The sequence below is a fragment of the Flavobacterium bizetiae genome (assembly GCF_902804475.1).
GTDB lineage: Bacteria > Bacteroidota > Bacteroidia > Flavobacteriales > Flavobacteriaceae > Flavobacterium > Flavobacterium bizetiae.
Genome location: NZ_CADCSU010000090.1, coordinates 18,932 through 35,545 on the forward strand (window position 1 = coordinate 18,932; position 16,614 = coordinate 35,545).

Here is a 16,614-nt window from a genome sequence, read left to right on the forward strand (position 1 = left end):
AAAGTCTTATTTTAGCGACCACCAAAAAAAAACTAACCTTTTAACTACCAAAAGATATTTTTATGAGTTCATCTTCTATTGATATTAAACCTAAAAAACATTATGAAATTTTAGACGGCTTACGAGGAGTTGCCGCTATTTTAGTTGTTATTTTTCACATTTTAGAAGCCCATAACGGAGGAAGCCGTTTTGCACAAATTATTAACCACGGTTATCTGGCGGTGGATTTCTTCTTTTTATTATCAGGATTTGTTGTAGCGTACGCCTATGATGATCGCTGGACAAAAATGTCGCAATGGGAGTTTTACAAACGACGTTTAATTCGCTTGCAGCCCATGGTTATTATGGGAATGATCATTGGAGCCATTTTTTATTATTTTCAGGCATCAAATCTTTTTCCGATGATTGCAGGAATGGAAGTTTGGAAAGTGATTGTAACGATGGTAATTGGGTTTACGTTGCTTCCAATTCCGCCATCATTAGAAATTAGGGGCTGGGGAGAAATGCATCCGCTTAACGGGCCTGCATGGTCATTATTTTTTGAATATATTGCCAATATTTTATACGCTTTAGTATTTCGTAAATTCTCGAACAAAGTTTTAGGAATCTTTGTTTTTATATTTGCAGCAATGTTGGTTAACTATACTGTTTTCGGACCCAATGGCGATGTTATAGGTGGTTGGTCTTTAAACCTGCAACAAATGAATGTTGGTTTTACCCGTTTATTATATCCATTTTTTGCGGGAGTTTTGCTTTCACGTTTAGGTAAATTAATTCACCTGAAAGGCGCTTTCTGGATTTGCAGTATTCTAATTGTAATGATCTTTTCGATTCCAAGAATAGGAGACGAAAATACTTTATGGATGAACGGTTTATACGAGTCATTTGCTATTATCCTTTTATTTCCTTTAATTGTTGCCATTGGAGCAGGAGGAGAGATAAAAAATGCGCTTTCTATTAAAATTTGTAAAGCTCTGGGAGATATATCATATCCAATTTATATCATTCATTACCCGCTAATTTACTGGTATACCGCTTGGGTAATTGATAATAAAGTTGCTATAAAAGACGGTTATATGATCGGAATCGGAGTTTTGGTTTCAAGTATTGTAATTGCTATTTTATGTTTGAAATTCTATGATGAACCAGTACGTAACTGGCTTCAGAATAAATTTCAAAAAAGAAGAGTATCTTAGAGAAGGTGCAAAGGTTCAGAGTAACAAAGGTTCAAAGAAAAACCTCTGTCCCCTTGAACCTTTGTTACTCTGAATCGATATAAAAATCTTGAATTTCTTAATTTTGTTAGTTATAGATATTCAAAAAAGGGGTGAAATTTCATGTTTTCATCCCTTTGTTTTTTTTTAAGGGACATAGGTTTAAAGTTGCAAAGGTTCAAAGAGAAATAATATCATTTCAATCTTTGTGTCTTTTCAATCAAAATGTTAGGTATAAAAAAAGGGATGAAACATTTTGTGTTTCATCCCTTTTATATTTAGTTCAATCAGGAAAGTTTTGTCGCTCTGAGCCTCTGAACCTTTGTACCTTTTTTTTAAATTTATTCTAAAACCAATGCTCCTAAAGCTTCTTTACTAAAACCTTTCAATTCGTCAGTTTTACCCGCTTTGATTTTAGCCACCCAATTAGGATCAGATAAAAGAGGTCTTCCTACAGCAACTAAATCAAAATCGCCTCTGTCGAAACGTCTGTTTAATTCTTCTAAAGAAGTTGGCTCAGAGCTTTCTCCGGCAAAAGCACCAAAGAAATCACCAGAAAGACCAACAGAACCTACTGTAATAGTGGGTGCTCCGGTTACTTTTTTAGCCCATCCTGCAAAGTTCAAATCAGATTCTTCAAATTCAGGTTCCCAAAATCTTCGTTGCGAAGCGTGTATAATATCAACTCCTGCATCAACAAGAGGAGTAAGCCAAGCTTCTAATTCCTTTGGATTTTTAGCTAGTTTATAATTGTAATCAGAAGGTTTGAACTGAGAAAAACGCATGATTACAGCGAAATCATTTCCTACTTGTTTTCTGATTTCTTTAATCACTTCAATCGCAAAACGATTACGTTCCGGTAACGTTTTTCCACCGTAAATATCTTCACGTAAATTCGTTTCAGCTCTAAAAAACTGGTCGATTAAATACCCGTGAGCTCCGTGAATTTCGATCGTATCAAAACCTAATCTTTTAGCATCAGCAGCAGCTTTACCAAAAGCAAGAATGGTATCTTCAATATCTTTTTCAGTCATGGTAACACCATTTCTAAAATCAGGACGGTTTAATCCGGACGGACCTTCAAAAGGAACAGGAGGTACCCATCCCGAGTGGTGATTGTCCATAATTCCCATGTGCCAAATTTGCGGTCCCATTTGTCCTCCTGCAGCATGAACTTCTTCAATCACTTTTTTCCATCCGTTTAAGGCTAAATCTCCATAAAAATGGGGTACATTAGCATCATTTGATGATGAAGGTCTGTCGATAACAGTTCCTTCAGATAATATTAAACCAACTTCGCCTTCAGCTCTTTTTTGGTAGTAAGCTGCGACTTCATCAGTTGGTACTCCGTTAGGAGAAAAAGAGCGCGTCATTGGCGCCATTACGATTCGGTTTTTAAGATTTAACGTTTTTAAGTTAAATGGCGAAAACAGGTTGTTTGTACTCATAGTAATTTACAAATTAGATTGAATTAAGTTACTGAGTGCTTCAAAGGCACCTTCGTTGCGTTTATAATAAGTCCATTGTCCAACACGCTTAGATTCTATAAATCCGGCACGTTGTAAAATAGAGAGGTATTCAGAAACAGTCGATTGTGTAAGACCAGCCTTGGCTTGTATTTGTCCTACACAAACTCCGTGTTCAAATCCAGCATGCTGAAGCTGATCCGGAAAGTTGATTTCAGGCTCTTTTAACCATTCCAGCATTTGCAATCTGGATTTGTTGGAGAGCGCCTTAAAAATTTCTATTGGTTCCATGGTGCAAATATATCGACTTTTCCCGATATACCAATTAAGGAGGTAATTATTTGGCAAAAAATTAAGATGAAGAAAAAGGAAGTTGTATTAAACAGTGGAGAATTTTAATAAAGAAAAATTATATTTGCTTGTGAAAATTAATCTCGCAAAGGCGCGAAGACGCAAAGAATAAAGCTTATAAGAATTGTAACTTTGCGGCTCTGCGCCTTTGCGAGATTAAAACAACCCCAAATAAATAACTCAATCAAACTATGAAAAAAACATTACTTATTTTAGGATTCTTCTGTTGTGTAGTAACCAGTTCAAAAGCACAGGTTGTAGGAACCGAAATTGGCGATATTGCGCCGGAAATTGATCTTCCGGATACAAAAGGAAATCTTGTAGCACTTTCTTCTTTAAGAGGAGGATTAGTTTTAGTTGACTTTTGGGCGTCATGGTGCGGACCATGTATTAAAGAACAGCCGGCATTATTAAAATTGTATACAACTTATCCTGATAAACTTTCCATTTACAGCGTTTCTATGGATACTAAAAAACCTTTGTGGCTGGCAGCAATTGCCAAAGGAAAATTGCCATGGACACAAGTAAGTGATTTGAAATACTGGAAATCTCCGGTTGTGGGAGATTATATGCTTCAATCTGTTCCTTTGAATTTTTTAGTAGATAAAAACGGAATTATTCTGGCTAAAAATATTCACGGAAATGCATTGAACGAAATGGTTAAAAGTTTGTTGACAGCGCAGTAAAAACTCAAACTAATTAAAACTTTGAGTATATTGCTATTTCAAAAAAGATAATAACAATAAATGTCCAGGTCATGATTCAAAAATCAGCATTCGTATTCTTTATTTTGGTTGCATTTCAGTGTAATGCACAAACAATGGAGACAGTTAATAAAGTAAAAAACGCTTACCAAACTTGTTTAAACAGCGGCAGCGGAATGAAAAATTGCTCGATCGAATATTACAATCAATCTGATAGTTTATTGAATGTTGCTTATAAGAACTTAAAACTTAAATTAAGTTCTAAAGAACAATCACGATTAAAAAAGGAACAATTAGACTGGGTCAAAAAACGTGATTTGTATTTTGAAAAAGTATATTCTGACACCAAAAAAGAAGGTCATTTTATAGAAGGAAGCAGTGATTTTGATATGGTAGTTTTTGACGAAAAAGCAAATTACGTTTTTACAAGAGTCAAAGAACTTATAAAAAGAATATAGTTGCTTTAAAATAAAAAGTTTAAATGGAATCAAAACTCAGTCTGGCTGAATTTAGAACAAGATTACAAAATAATACAGAAATTGGTTCTCTAAAAGTAAACTTAAGTCTCTTTAGAATATTTCCCAGATTTGGCGGAATAAAGCCTTTTTACGGACTATTTGATGAGAAAAGTTTTCGATTAACGATCAATTCGAGGACTTCACCAACTTATTTTATTATTAGAGGAAATTACAAGAATATAAATAACAGGCTTAACATCAATTATATCGTTGAGCCAAACAGTAAATTTCAGTTACTCTGGACCCGATTTTCTCCGGTTTTTTTTCTAATAGCGCTCAATGTTTTCTTTCTTTTTTTTGGAAGAGGACTTAGAAGAGCCACTACAATCGTGAGTTTGTTTCTGCTCATTATCATTTTCTATTCACGCTGGAAAGAGGAAAGAAAGAGAAAAAAACTTGAACGCAAGTTTATCAGGATTTTTGAAATTAAAATTTAAGTGACTTGATTGTTTTTAAGTTTCAAGGTTTCAAATTGCCTGGAATCTAAATGTCTCGCTTATTTATCTTTGTCAAAGTTTTAAACTTTGACAAAGATTCTGCATGAAACCTGAAACCTGAAACCATTCATCTATTTCCTATTCGCATTGATTGCCTGCAAAGCATTTTCCGGCGAAGAAAGATATAATTTATAAAAATCGGCTGTGGCGCCAACGTGAATTTCGTAGGTTTCGGTTTCAAGGGCTTTTTTAAGATCTAAAGCCACTTGTTCCGGGCTGATGCCATTTTCTCCACCAATCGATTTAGAAAATTCGGTATTTACTAAAGGAGGCATCAATTCAAAAACCTTTACCAACGGTCGTTTCTCGTGCTTTTCGAGAGAAACTCTTAATACCTGAGAATAGGAGTGAAGCGCTGCTTTGCTTACCGCATAACCCGGAAGCGTATATCCCGGAGAAAAAGCAGCAATAGACGAAACATTTACAAAAGCAGCTTCGGGTTGTTTTTGAAGCAAAGGCAATAACTTTTCGGTTAGCCTTACAATCGAAAGATAATTGGTCAGGATTTCTTCACTGGCTTTTTCGAAGGCATTGGCATTTTCATCCGTTAATTTAAAATAATGGGCTAAACCAGCATTATTAATGACAATATTAAGGTTGGGGAAATCTTCATTTAAGTGTTTGGTTAGTTTTGACACATCAGCATCGCTGTTAATATCAGAAACTATTCCGGTTACATTTTTTAAACTCAAAACTGCTTTTTCGAGTTTTTCGGCATTTCTTCCTGTAATAATTACTTTATTATCTGCAGAAAATAGTTTGGCAATCTCGTATCCAATTCCTGATCCTCCGCCAGTAATTAGAATGGTGTTGTTTGAAGTTTTCATTTTTGGTAAGATGTTTTTGTGAACTATAAAATGTTTTTACATAAGATTTATTTTGAAAATGAGTGTCCTAGCCCTGATAGAAGCGGTATCCTTTTGTGGCGTGGTTCGCCACAAAAGATACAAGTGGATAGCAGGAAATAGCTCCTGATTCAACTTCTAATTTTTATTTAAGAACTCTAGATTGGAATTTAGAATTTTAAAATTTAGAGTTTAAATATTTATAGCTCCTTGCCCGGATGCAATCATATAAGCCTCTTTGAGGGTTTCGGAGTAAGTTGGATGCGCATACGAAATTCTAAACATATCTTCGTCTGTAACTTCATATTCCATGCCTATAACGCCTTGTGCAATTAGATCTGCGGCTCGTGGGCCGATGATGTGCATGCCTAAAAGTTCGCCATATTTAGGATCTGAAAGTACTTTTGAGAAACCGTCTTTTTCTAATGCCGCTCTAGCTCTGGCGCTTGCCGAAAACGGAAATTTACCTACACGATATTCAATTCCTTTTTCTTTTAGTTCTTCTTCGGTATAGCCTACAGATGCTACTTCTGGCCAGGTATAAACAACGCCGGGAATTAATTTGTAATTGATATGCGGTTTTTGGCCGTTGATGGTTTCGGCGACAAAAATGCCTTCTTCTTCGGCTTTATGGGCAAGCATGGCACCGGCAACAACATCGCCAATGGCATAAATATTTTCGGCTTTGGTTTGGAGTTTTTCGTTGGTTACAATTCGGCCTTTAGAGTCGAGTTCTATTGCGGTATTCTCTAAACAGAGACCTTCTGTGTAAGGTTTTCTACCTACGGCAACAAGACAATAATCGGCTGTAATTTCCTGAGGATTATTTGAGGCATCCAGAAAATTAACGGTTGCATTTTTGCCATTATTTTTGGCTGATTGTACTTTATGGCTCAGTAAAATTTTGATGTTTTGTTTAGAGAATATCTTTTTGAGTTCTTTCCCTAAATCTTTGTCCATTGTTGGAATCAGGCTGTCGAAATATTCGATTATAGTAACTTCTACACCAATTCGGGCATAAATTGAAGCCATTTCGACACCAATTACGCCACCGCCAATAATGACCATGCTTTTGGGTTTATCAGGAAGCGAAAGTGCTTCGGTTGAAGTTATAATGCGTTTTTTATCTATTTCAACTCCCGGAATAGTTGCCGGTTTTGAGCCTGTAGCAATAATATAGTAGGTTGCAGAAATCGTTGATGAGGTACCATCTGTTGCTTTTACGCTAATTTCCTTATCGCTTAAAAAAGAGGCAAATCCTTCAAAAACTTCGATTTTATTCTTTTTCATTAAAAAGTTCAATCCGGCAATGTTTTGCTCGACAACTTCGGTTTTTCTTTTGATGAATTGAGGAAAATCAAGACTTAATTTTCCTGTTATGATGCCGTGTGTAGCAAATTTGGTTGCGGCTTGGTGATAATGTTCTGTACTGTCAAGAAGTGCTTTTGTGGGAATGCAGCCAACATTGGTGCAAGTGCCGCCTAATGCTTTGTATTTTTCGACGATAGCGGTTTTATAACCCAATTGCGAACAGCGAATAGCCGATGCATATCCGCCAGGTCCGGAACCAATAACAATGATATCAAACTTTGTTTCCATAGAATAAAAAATTAGTTATGTTTTCGAAAGAACGACGAAATCCCAATAATTGCTGAGATAAAATAAGCCAAATGGGATCTCGTTTAAGTCCTTGAAATATAAGGAATTATATTTTATTACGGAAGATAATCAGAGTAATTTTATTGGTTAATGTATTGAAGCACTGTTGTTTAAAAAGCGATTCCAAACTGAAAACCAACTGTAAAAGTGGCCGGATGATCATTACCAAACCGAACCGGAAGCGGAACGGCGACAAAATAACTGCAATTATCGCTTTTTATAATGGTTTTGTTTAAAACAGGCGTAAAGCCATATCTTCCGCTGCTTTCGAAAGCGGCTCTTCCGGCAAAAGTGTAGCCATGACCCAACGCGACTAAAATTCCCGGATGAAATAAAATATTGGTTACTTTATCGTGTCCGTCTTCGGCTTTTATATTGGGAACAATTTCAAAAGAGAAACCTATTTTTGAGCTTTTCCAAATGTTTATTCCGGTGGGGAAACCAACGGCATAATAATCTCTGAAATTCAGATTCGTTTGTTCGTTGCTAACCGTTACAATAGGATGCAAAATACCAAAATAGCCTGTGATTTTGGGGTATGTGGTTTGAGCAAATGCAGTTGTATTGATTGCTGCTAATAAGGCAATAATAAAAAAGGGTTTTAATACATTCATGATAGTTTGGTTTTAGAAAAAACAAAACTATCTTAACTTCATGACGGGTAATAGAATGCTATTTACCTTTTGTATCTGAATTACTTTTTCGGGCATTTTTTCGATACGAAGAAGGATTCTTACCTGTATGTAATTTGAATATTCTGGTAAAGTGACTTTGATCTGAAAACCCCGTCATATAAGCAATTTCGGTAAGTGTATAAGTCGAATGTTGGATGAGATTTATGGCTTTTTCGATGCGTAATTTTCTAACGTATTCTCCAAAATTTAAATCTTCAAAATATTTTGAAAACTCACGGGACAGGTAAGAAGGATTAAGTTCTAAATCATTAGAGATTTTCTTTAAATCAAAAGTAAACTGCGCATCTATTTGATCCTGAATAATTTCTTTTAAATCCTTAACCCACGAAGGCGTTTTTTGATTTGATTTTTTTTCGCTTAAAAACTTATTGTAAACTTCGTGCAGTAAATTCTCAAACGGACTATTTTGTAAATGATTTTGATTGTAAAGATGTGTCGCCCAGCTGTAAAGCGCGTCGTAAATCACGATTCCGTTTTTAAGTAATTCGGAATCGTTTGTAATATTATGCGAAAGTCCAGCCGAAATTGCCCAAAGACCGGCAGATTCTTTGGCAATATCATGCTTGTCCGTATCAGCGCCACGAACGATTTTAGACATTATTAAAACTGCGGGATCTTTTATTTGATATTTTTTTACAATATAATCAAAAGTACATTCGTCATTATAGTGCGTAAATTCTACTCCCGGAATATCAAACGGAATGGCGTCTAATTCTTTAGACTTGGCCATAACCTGATCAAACGGAACGTAAATAAATTCCGCTTCGGTATCTACAAATTTTTGGATTAACCAGGGACATGCAATTCTGTCAATTTTAGGCCTTTCTCTGGTAATCCATTTCATCTTGATTATGATTTACTATTACGATCAAAAATAATCAATTTAATCTTTCAGCATTGTTTCGTACGCCTCCAAAACTAGTTTTTAGTAATTCTCTCACCTGAAATTGTGTTTTGTTTCGGGTAATATTATCCCATTCCTTAAAATCAAAAATATGAATTTCTTTGGCATTTGGGTTCGTCACAAACGAAAGTCTGGCAATCGAATATTTATAATATTTTAGTTCGTGCGATATATGTCTGTTAGGTACAACAACAAGAATTGTTTCCCATTTAAGGAAATCTGCCGCTGCAGAAATATCTTCTCTTCCGGCTAAACCCAATGAATCAAAAAAAGCAATTATTTTTTGATCATTTAGTTTGTCAATTTTTTGATCAATGCGCTTAATAGTGTTAAGAAGCGTATTTTCGTCTTTTATAACACTCATACTTGTACTCTTTTAATTGAATTTTAAGATAAAATTACATTAAAACAGAATCATTTAATAAAGTAAAGCCCATAGAATGATTCTAAATTTTTAATGCCTACTTTTCCACTATAGTTACGAAACTATATACGATTAGGTTTTGATAAAATACTATTATATTAAATGTATTGAAAATCTTATTTTTATCGCTACTAGCTAACCATTTTATATTTATGAAAACTATTTCTCTCAAAGAAATTCTGTTGCATTTTATTGTTTTAATTTCGATGGGTTCATTCGCTCAAAACCAGTCAGATCGTGAATTAATTGTAATTGATAAGGACTGGCGTTTTGCGTTTGGACATTTATACGATACTCAAAAAGATTTTGGCCATGCCGAAGGTTATTTTTCTTATTTAGCAAAAACGGGTTTTGGTGATGGTCCCGCAGCGCCAGGATTTGATGATCGTGCGTGGCGAAAACTCGATCTTCCGCATGATTGGGCAGTGGAGCAGGGTTTTAGCGAAAAAGCAAGTTATAGTCATGGATTTAAAACTTCTGGAAAAGGTTTTCCGGAAAAAAGTATTGGCTGGTATAGAAAGAAAATCAACATTTCGCAAAACGATCAGGGGAAAATTATTTCCTTAAAATTTGATGGAGTTTTTAGAAATTCGAAAGTGTTTTTCAACGGACATTTCCTCGGAACAGAAGAAAGCGGTTATAATGGTTTTGAATATGATGTTACGGCTTATGTAAATTATGACGGCGAAAATACGATTGTAGTTCGTGCCGATGCTTCGATGGAAGAAGGCTGGTTTTATGAAGGCGCAGGAATTTACAGACACGTTTATCTGCAAAAAAGTAATCAGTTGCACGTAATCCAAAACGGAACGTATGTAACTTCTGAAATTCAGGATAATAATGCCGAAGTAACCGCTGAAGTTACAATTGAAAACAAAGGAAATTTTAAAGGAAATATTGAAATTATACAAACCATTTTTGATCCTTCCGGAAAACAAGTGAGCAATATTACTGAAAATATTTTGGCGCCTGATTTTTATAAAACAGTAAAAAATACTTCAAAAATAAAAGTCAGCAATCCGTTATTATGGGATCTTGATGCGCCAAATTTGTATCGTTTGCTTACGCAGATCAAACAAGAAGGAAAAATTACAGATAGTTATGAAACTAATTTTGGGATAAGAACGATTAAGTTCGATCCTGAAAATGGTTTTTTCCTTAACGGAAAATCAATCAAACTAAAAGGAACAAATAATCATCAGGATCATGCCGGAATAGGAGCTGCTTTGCCTGATGAATTACAATATTATCGCATAAAAAAGCTTAAAGAAATGGGATCGAATGCGTATCGTTGCTCGCACAATCCGCCAACTCCGGAATTGCTGGATGCCTGCGATAAGTTAGGAATGCTGGTAATTGATGAAACTCGTTTAATGGGAATTAACGACTATCATTTGAATGATTTAAAACGCCTGATTGAACGCGATCGCAATCATCCGAGTATCTTTTGCTGGTCTGTAGGAAATGAAGAATGGAATATTGAAGGCGGAATTGTGGGCGAACGGATTACCAATATAATGCAGGGATTTAGCAAAAGCATTGATCCTACAAGACCTGTAACGGTTGGGATAAGCAGCGGTTTTAAAAGCGGAATCTCCTCTGTTGTAGAAATTATGGGCTATAATTATATGGGAAATGGGGATATCGATGCTCATAGAAATGCCTTTAAAAATCAACCTGGAATGGGAACAGAGGAAGGTTCGACTTTTGCAACGCGAGGTATTTATTTTACAGATGATGCCAAGCATTATCAAAGTGCTTACGACAAAAAACCGCGTCCTACTTTTTACAGTATCGAAGAAGGCTGGAAGTTTTATGCCGAACGCCCATATCTAGCCGGAATGTTTATCTGGACAGGTTTTGATTATCGCGGAGAACCAACGCCTTACGGTTGGCCATCGGTTACGTCTTATTTTGGAATGATGGATGTTTGCGGTTTCCCGAAAGACAATGTTTTCTATTTGAAATCCTGGTGGGGAAATGAACCTGTTTTGCATCTTTTGCCACACTGGAACTGGAGCGGAATGGAAGGAAAAGAAATTGATGTTTGGGCGTATTCGAACTGTGATGAGGTAGAACTTTTCCTGAATAAAAAGAGCTTAGGCAAAAAGAAAATGGAGCAATACGGCCATTTAGAATGGAAAGTAAAATATGCACCCGGAACTCTTGAAGCAATTGGATATAAAAACGATAAAAAGATCCTTACGGAGATTCAAAAAACAACCGGAAATCCGGAAAATATAAAACTTTCTGTCGATAAAGAAAATCCTTCAAATGGAAATGTTGCTGTGATAACGGTCGAAGTTACAGACAAAAATGGACTTCATGTTCCAACGGCAAACAATGAAATTACATTTACCATAAAAGGCGGAAAAATTTTAGGAGTAGGAAATGGCGATCCAACATCATTAGAAAAAGATCAGTTTATAGATGATATTCATCTTGTAGCCATAAGTAATTTTGAAGAAAGAAAACAACTTGTTGATGCTGCAAATCAGCCTGCTTTAGACGAACCAAATGCCTGGAAGGAAGCTTTTAAAGACAGAGATTATAAAAATCAGGCTTCGGCATATATTTACAGAGGAAAGTTTGAGTTGAAGAATAATGTACAAGCTAATATTGTCGATTTCTTTTATAAAAAAATTGGAGTAAACGAGTCTATTTTTGTAAACGGAAATTTAGTTAATGCAAGTTCAGAAGATTCTCAAAAGTACCATCTTGATAAAACCGTTTTAAAAGAAGGAACCAACGTTATTACCATAAGAGCTTCGCCTTTGCAAAAAGTAAAAGACTGGGACGTGATGAACACAGATCCCGGAATTATCAGGATAATAACCCCATCAGAACCGTGGAAACGAAAATTGTTTAATGGTTACGCACAGATTATTATTCAAAAAGATGAAAATAATAGTGATGTTATTGTTTCGGCTTCCGCCAAAGGACTAAAAGCAGGTGTTTTGAGCGTTAGTCAGAAGAAAAAATAGATTTTAAAGTTTTGCCACTCCCGATAGCTATCGGGATTCACAGATTTAAAATGATTCTTTCATTATTTCGCTCATAAACATTAATTGAAATAAATCAGCTTAATCTGCGAAATCTGCGTTAAACTTTATTATTAATGATCTGAAATAATCATATTCGTTTTGGCTTTCTTCGATTTATTCATCACAAATAAAAGAAGCGGCAATGTCACGACAAAAAATAATCCGACAAGAAAAAAAGCATCCCGATAACTTAATAAAGAGGATTGTCTCATTATAATATTTTCTGTCAGTTTAAGTGCTTTTAGTTTTGCTTCATTATAGGCAAAACCTTTGCTTTGAAAATATTTTATATACCCATTTATTCTGTCCATCGCTATTACATTATAAGGCGTAATATTTGAAGTCAATTCGTTTCGATGCGCCGAAAATCGATGTGCAACATACGTATTGATAATCGATACACCAAAAGAACCACCCAATTGTCGCATCATATTATTGAGCGCTGCACCCTGACCAACATCTTTATCATCAAGAGAGGAAACTGCCAGCATTGTAAGCGGAACCGTTAGCAAAGCCATTCCTAAGGCACGAAAAATAAGCGATGTTGCAACATCAGAAGCGCTTGTGTTTAAAGTCATTCCGGACATTCGCCAATTAAAATAAATGAACAAAAGAAATCCTGCCGCAATAATTATGACAGGAGAAACTCCTTTTTGCAAAAGCGTTCCGCATGTTTTTAAAGCCAGTAAAGCAAATAATGCTCCCGGAAGTAAGAGTAATCCGGTTTGATAAGGAGAAAAGCTCAAAAGACGTTGCGCAACAACAGGAGTGATGTAAATCGAAATAAACATTCCGAATCCTGTTACGAAAGTCAGAATTGCGGCAATACTCAATGATTTACTTTTAAGCACCCGAAGATTTACAACCGGTTTATCTATCGATAATTCCCAATAAATAAAAAACAATAAAGTACTGACGGCAATAACAGTTAAAACAATAATGTATCGGGTTTCGAACCAATCTTCGACTTCGCCTCTTTCCAGAACGGTTTGCAATGCACCAATACCAATGGCCAACAGCGCAATTCCTGTCCAGTCGACTTTTGTAACTTCGGGTTTTACAGAAGGTTCTCGCAATAAGAAATAGCAGGAAATCATAACCAGAATACCAATTGGAACATTAATTAAAAAAATCCAAGGCCAATCGTAATTTTCGGTAATATAACCACCAAGCGTAGGACCAATTGTTGGCCCAATAAAAATTCCTGCACCAAACAAAGCTCCTGCTGTTGATTGTTTATCTTTTGGGAAAAGTTCAAAAACCACGACCTGAGAAATCGACAACAATGCACCACCGCCAATTCCCTGAAAGAACCTGAAAAAGACCAACATCCAGATATTAGACGAATGTCCGCACATGAACGAACAGAACGTAAACAGAATAACCGAACCAATATAATAATTACGTCGGCCTAAATTAGCACTCAAAAAGCTGGTAATAGGTATAATAATCACATTGGCAATAGCATAAGCGGTAATCACCCAGGAAGTATCTTCGAGTGTTGCACCAAGGTTTCCGCTCATGTGCGAAAGCGCTACGTTTACAATCGATATATCAATCAATTCCATGATTGCAGCCAGAATGACTGTAAAAATGAGCAGTTTTCGGTGTAATGGTGTCATCATAATTATTTTTATACCGATTGGTATATTTTTGATTAAAAAAAGGGCTTCTTTTGTGAAATGTGATCTGTAAAATGTGGGTTTTGAAAATTAAAAACATAGAAACATAGTTTTTGATAGAAAAGAAATTGTAAAAAAAGAAACTTGTTTCTTTAGCATAGCTATGTTAATTAATGCCAAGTGAAACGTCTTTATCAGTAAGTAAAATCTATGTTTCTATGTGTTTAAAAGATAATAGGAAAGAGTTACAATTCTTTCTTTACAATATTTGTTTTAAGAAGGTTAGACGTTGCTCTTGCAATTAATCTCGTTTGATCTTTGTTCCAGATTTCGCATTGTGCATTTACAATTTGTTTTCCTTTTCTAATAATGGCTGTTTTCGCGATAATAGTGTCACCAACAAAAGCAGGAGCAAAGTAATCGACAACAAGATTGATAGTCGTATAAAAAGTTTCTTCGTCAAGCGAAAACATTGTTGCCCCAATGCAATCATCGGCAATGGCTGCGGTTACGCCTCCGTGTAAACTCTTAACCGGATTCGACATTTCTTCCCGAACCGTGTATTTAAAAGTAACTGTACCTTGCTCTGCAGCGACAACAATTGGTTTCATCCAAAGCATAAAAGGCGATGGCGATGCTGTAAATTCTCCGTCGATGTGGTTTTGTAATACTTGTAATCTCGTTAATTTTTCCATTATTATAATAGTATTTAATTTTAATACCGATTGGTATATTTTTATTCAAAAAAATAATCTATAGTACGATTATTCTAAGTCGTTTATGATTTTATCCAGCGAAAGCATAATATCAGATAAGTGAGAAAGATTTCCAGTGATTTTGGTAATCATCACGGCACCTTCGATAATTGCAATAATAGTTAAAGCCGTTTTTTGAGGATCAATGTTTTTGGCTTTAAACTCTTCGGCGATAATGCCCTGCTCAATATAATAAACCAATTTGTCTTTCCAGGCCAGAATAGTATTTTCGACTTTCTTTCTTAAAACCGGATGGGTATCATCTGCTTCTGTAGCGGTATTAATAATCGGGCAGCCACCTTTGGTAAGCCTTAACTCATAATAATCAGAATACAGTCTAGGGTACACTAATAATTTACCTTTAAAAGTTGTTTGCTTTTCGATTTCTGCTGAAAAAGTATCTTGTAGTTTTTTAACATTAAACTTAAAAGCAGCGATTGCAACTTCGTCTTTATTTTCGAAATTGCCATAAATACTTCCTTTTGTAAGCCCTGTAGCCTCAGTAATATCGCTCATCGAAGTTCCGCTGTATCCTTTCATATTAAAAAGAGGAGCAGTTTTCTCGATGATAAATTGTTTGGTTTTTTCGGCTTTACTCATGATTGGTAAAATTTAAATGCAAATATATACCGATTGGTATAATTTTGCAATTTTTTTTGATGATTTATTTTTGTTTCAAGTTTCAAGTTTGAAATGAGAATAGAATGGCGTAGAATTTAACCGCAAAGCGCGCAAGGATTTACGCAAGGTTCGCTAAGTTTTTTAAGTTCGCAATAAAGTTTAGAGAGTTAATTGACAAAGCTTTGCATTCTTTGCGTTTGTCAAGACAATCTGCGATAAAAAAACTTTGCGTACTCCTATGTTTGTCGAATTAATTTACAAGTTATAGATATTTGTAAATTTGACATATTAAAGTGAAAAGAATGAGAGTACATTCGCGCCTAAATAGTTCAAAGAAACATATTCTCGCAAAGAAATTACCTCATTCTTTTTTATCTTTTAGAGTCTGAACAGAATGTAAGGAATTATGCAATGCTTAATATCCAGAATATCCAACCAGGAGAAAAGACGAGGGAAGATTCATCACTTTATAAATAAACATAAAAGACAAAGATGAGTAAAGTAGTAAAACAAGTAGCAGGAATTGATGTAGCCCAAAAAGAACTGGTGGTTACCTTAGGACATCTTCTGGATGATTTTTCAATAGAATTATTTGCTTACAAGGTATTTAAAAATAGTGATTCTGGTTTTAAAACATTGGTTGAATGGACAGAGAAACAGACAGATAATTCTATAGCAGTTCGTTATGTCATGGAAGCTACAGGTGTATATCATCAAAAATTCGCTTATTATTTATCCACTAACAAACTAGAAGTAAGTATTGTACTGCCTAATAAAATCAGTAATTACATGCGTACTCTGGAATTAAAAACCATTACAGACAAAAGCTGCTCACAGGCAATAGCTCAATTTGGATTAGAAAGAAGATTAGATATCTGGTTCAAACCAAAAGTCGTTTACAAAGAATTACAGCAGTTAACCCGGGAAAGAGATCAAATTGTTCAGGAAAGGAGCATTATTAAAAATCAAATTCATGCCGAAATTGTAGAAGCAAAACCTAATCAAAAAAGCATGGAAAGAATGCAGGCAAGAATACGATTTTTGAATTCACAGGAGAAAGAAATCAAAGAAGATATTAACTCTCTGGTAAATGAAAATCCGGATTTAAAACAAATTATAAACAGAGTAACAACCATACCAGGAGTTGGAGAACTTACAGCTGTTATTGTCTTGGCTGAAACAAATGGTTTTGAGCTCATCAGGAACAAATCGCAATTATCAAGCTATGCAGGACTCGATGTAAAAGAGAAGCAATCAGGGACTTCGGTAAAAGGAAAACCAAGAATATCTAAAAA

At 35.2% G+C, this 16,614-nt stretch carries 16 protein-coding genes; 6 read left to right on the forward strand and 10 right to left on the reverse strand.

Features of this window, described 5'->3' with window-relative positions; all coding sequences use genetic code 11:
* The first annotated feature begins 62 nt into the window (after positions 1 to 62).
* A complete protein-coding gene (locus tag FLACOL7796_RS11695) occupies positions 63 to 1,196 on the forward strand; it encodes an acyltransferase family protein (protein WP_173970964.1) in 1,134 nt (377 codons plus the stop codon).
* Between the two features lie 359 nt (positions 1,197 to 1,555).
* Here the strand turns inward: FLACOL7796_RS11695 and FLACOL7796_RS11700 are convergent, their stop codons facing one another.
* Together FLACOL7796_RS11700 and FLACOL7796_RS11705 are read right to left on the reverse strand one after the other, a co-directional pair.
* Positions 1,556 to 2,662 (reverse strand): NADH:flavin oxidoreductase, encoded by a 1,107-nt coding sequence (locus FLACOL7796_RS11700; RefSeq protein ID WP_173970965.1) that lies wholly within the window; start codon positions 2,660 to 2,662, stop codon positions 1,556 to 1,558.
* 6 nt (positions 2,663 to 2,668) lie between these two features.
* The gene (locus tag FLACOL7796_RS11705; protein ID WP_055097872.1) at positions 2,669 to 2,971 is read right to left on the reverse strand and encodes an ArsR/SmtB family transcription factor; all 303 of its coding nucleotides are present in this window, start codon (positions 2,969 to 2,971) and stop codon (positions 2,669 to 2,671) included.
* A 251-nt stretch (positions 2,972 to 3,222) separates the two neighbouring features.
* Between FLACOL7796_RS11705 and FLACOL7796_RS11710 the strand changes: the two genes are divergently transcribed.
* The 3 genes from FLACOL7796_RS11710 (at position 3,223) to FLACOL7796_RS11720 (ending at position 4,690) form a co-directional block, all read left to right on the forward strand.
* A complete protein-coding gene (locus FLACOL7796_RS11710; RefSeq protein ID WP_173970966.1) occupies positions 3,223 to 3,717 on the forward strand; it encodes a TlpA family protein disulfide reductase in 495 nt (164 codons plus the stop codon).
* Between the two features lie 71 nt (positions 3,718 to 3,788).
* The gene (locus tag FLACOL7796_RS11715) at positions 3,789 to 4,193 is read left to right on the forward strand and encodes a lysozyme inhibitor LprI family protein (RefSeq protein WP_173970967.1); all 405 of its coding nucleotides are present in this window, start codon (positions 3,789 to 3,791) and stop codon (positions 4,191 to 4,193) included.
* A 23-nt stretch (positions 4,194 to 4,216) separates the two neighbouring features.
* The gene (locus FLACOL7796_RS11720) at positions 4,217 to 4,690 is read left to right on the forward strand and encodes a hypothetical protein (RefSeq protein ID WP_173970968.1); all 474 of its coding nucleotides are present in this window, start codon (positions 4,217 to 4,219) and stop codon (positions 4,688 to 4,690) included.
* A gap of 131 nt (positions 4,691 to 4,821) precedes the next feature.
* Here FLACOL7796_RS11720 and FLACOL7796_RS11725 read toward each other — a convergent pair whose 3' ends face one another.
* The 5 genes from FLACOL7796_RS11725 to FLACOL7796_RS11745 all read right to left on the reverse strand — a co-directional run bounded on the left by FLACOL7796_RS11725 (position 4,822) and on the right by FLACOL7796_RS11745 (position 9,217).
* Entirely contained in the window at positions 4,822 to 5,577 is a 756-nt protein-coding gene (locus FLACOL7796_RS11725; RefSeq protein WP_173970969.1) for an SDR family oxidoreductase, read from the reverse strand.
* 210 nt (positions 5,578 to 5,787) lie between these two features.
* On the reverse strand, positions 5,788 to 7,194 hold the full coding sequence (gene lpdA, locus FLACOL7796_RS11730; RefSeq protein ID WP_173970970.1) for a dihydrolipoyl dehydrogenase: 1,407 nt from the start codon (positions 7,192 to 7,194) through the stop codon (positions 5,788 to 5,790).
* A 170-nt stretch (positions 7,195 to 7,364) separates the two neighbouring features.
* Positions 7,365 to 7,868 (reverse strand): hypothetical protein, encoded by a 504-nt coding sequence (locus FLACOL7796_RS11735; protein WP_173970971.1) that lies wholly within the window; start codon positions 7,866 to 7,868, stop codon positions 7,365 to 7,367.
* Between the two features lie 58 nt (positions 7,869 to 7,926).
* A complete protein-coding gene (locus tag FLACOL7796_RS11740) occupies positions 7,927 to 8,793 on the reverse strand; it encodes a chromate resistance protein ChrB domain-containing protein (protein WP_173970972.1) in 867 nt (288 codons plus the stop codon).
* Positions 8,794 to 8,827: 34 nt separating this feature from the next.
* Positions 8,828 to 9,217 (reverse strand): hypothetical protein, encoded by a 390-nt coding sequence (locus FLACOL7796_RS11745; RefSeq protein WP_173970973.1) that lies wholly within the window; start codon positions 9,215 to 9,217, stop codon positions 8,828 to 8,830.
* Between the two features lie 212 nt (positions 9,218 to 9,429).
* Here FLACOL7796_RS11745 and galA point away from each other — a divergent pair, with 212 nt between their 5' ends.
* A complete protein-coding gene (gene galA / locus FLACOL7796_RS11750) occupies positions 9,430 to 12,261 on the forward strand; it encodes a beta-galactosidase GalA (protein ID WP_173970974.1) in 2,832 nt (943 codons plus the stop codon).
* A 131-nt stretch (positions 12,262 to 12,392) separates the two neighbouring features.
* On the opposite strand, the gene FLACOL7796_RS11755 is transcribed toward galA, so the two are convergent.
* The 3 genes from FLACOL7796_RS11755 to FLACOL7796_RS11765 form a co-directional block, all read right to left on the reverse strand.
* Positions 12,393 to 13,943 carry a DHA2 family efflux MFS transporter permease subunit gene (locus tag FLACOL7796_RS11755; protein WP_173970975.1) on the reverse strand — a complete coding sequence of 517 codons (1,551 nt, stop codon included), beginning with the start codon at positions 13,941 to 13,943 and terminating at the stop codon, positions 12,393 to 12,395.
* 245 nt (positions 13,944 to 14,188) lie between these two features.
* Positions 14,189 to 14,638 carry a PaaI family thioesterase gene (locus FLACOL7796_RS11760; RefSeq protein WP_173970976.1) on the reverse strand — a complete coding sequence of 150 codons (450 nt, stop codon included), beginning with the start codon at positions 14,636 to 14,638 and terminating at the stop codon, positions 14,189 to 14,191.
* A 69-nt stretch (positions 14,639 to 14,707) separates the two neighbouring features.
* Positions 14,708 to 15,298, reverse strand: coding sequence for a TetR/AcrR family transcriptional regulator (locus FLACOL7796_RS11765; protein ID WP_173970977.1), 591 nt, complete (start codon positions 15,296 to 15,298; stop codon positions 14,708 to 14,710).
* A gap of 513 nt (positions 15,299 to 15,811) precedes the next feature.
* On the opposite strand from FLACOL7796_RS11765, the gene FLACOL7796_RS11770 reads away from it, so the two are divergent.
* Positions 15,812 to 16,614: IS110 family transposase (locus FLACOL7796_RS11770; RefSeq protein ID WP_173970978.1), on the forward strand; the 803-nt coding region annotated here is incomplete at its 3' end.

What these genes read in the sequence shown, in the direction of transcription:
- galA (WP_173970974.1), top strand. Translation starts at nt 9,430, where the DNA reads ATGAAAACTATTTCTCTCAAAGAAATTCTGTTGCATTTTATTGTTTTA.
- FLACOL7796_RS11735 (WP_173970971.1), bottom strand. Translation starts at nt 7,868, where the DNA reads ATGAATGTATTAAAACCCTTTTTTATTATTGCCTTATTAGCAGCAATC.
- FLACOL7796_RS11765 (WP_173970977.1), bottom strand. Translation starts at nt 15,298, where the DNA reads ATGAGTAAAGCCGAAAAAACCAAACAATTTATCATCGAGAAAACTGCT.
- FLACOL7796_RS11740 (WP_173970972.1), bottom strand. Translation starts at nt 8,793, where the DNA reads ATGAAATGGATTACCAGAGAAAGGCCTAAAATTGACAGAATTGCATGT.
- FLACOL7796_RS11755 (WP_173970975.1), bottom strand. Translation starts at nt 13,943, where the DNA reads ATGACACCATTACACCGAAAACTGCTCATTTTTACAGTCATTCTGGCT.
- FLACOL7796_RS11720 (WP_173970968.1), top strand. Translation starts at nt 4,217, where the DNA reads ATGGAATCAAAACTCAGTCTGGCTGAATTTAGAACAAGATTACAAAAT.
- FLACOL7796_RS11760 (WP_173970976.1), bottom strand. Translation starts at nt 14,638, where the DNA reads ATGGAAAAATTAACGAGATTACAAGTATTACAAAACCACATCGACGGA.
- lpdA (WP_173970970.1), bottom strand. Translation starts at nt 7,194, where the DNA reads ATGGAAACAAAGTTTGATATCATTGTTATTGGTTCCGGACCTGGCGGA.
- FLACOL7796_RS11715 (WP_173970967.1), top strand. Translation starts at nt 3,789, where the DNA reads ATGATTCAAAAATCAGCATTCGTATTCTTTATTTTGGTTGCATTTCAG.
- FLACOL7796_RS11695 (WP_173970964.1), top strand. Translation starts at nt 63, where the DNA reads ATGAGTTCATCTTCTATTGATATTAAACCTAAAAAACATTATGAAATT.
- FLACOL7796_RS11700 (WP_173970965.1), bottom strand. Translation starts at nt 2,662, where the DNA reads ATGAGTACAAACAACCTGTTTTCGCCATTTAACTTAAAAACGTTAAAT.
- FLACOL7796_RS11705 (WP_055097872.1), bottom strand. Translation starts at nt 2,971, where the DNA reads ATGGAACCAATAGAAATTTTTAAGGCGCTCTCCAACAAATCCAGATTG.
- FLACOL7796_RS11710 (WP_173970966.1), top strand. Translation starts at nt 3,223, where the DNA reads ATGAAAAAAACATTACTTATTTTAGGATTCTTCTGTTGTGTAGTAACC.
- FLACOL7796_RS11745 (WP_173970973.1), bottom strand. Translation starts at nt 9,217, where the DNA reads ATGAGTGTTATAAAAGACGAAAATACGCTTCTTAACACTATTAAGCGC.
- FLACOL7796_RS11725 (WP_173970969.1), bottom strand. Translation starts at nt 5,577, where the DNA reads ATGAAAACTTCAAACAACACCATTCTAATTACTGGCGGAGGATCAGGA.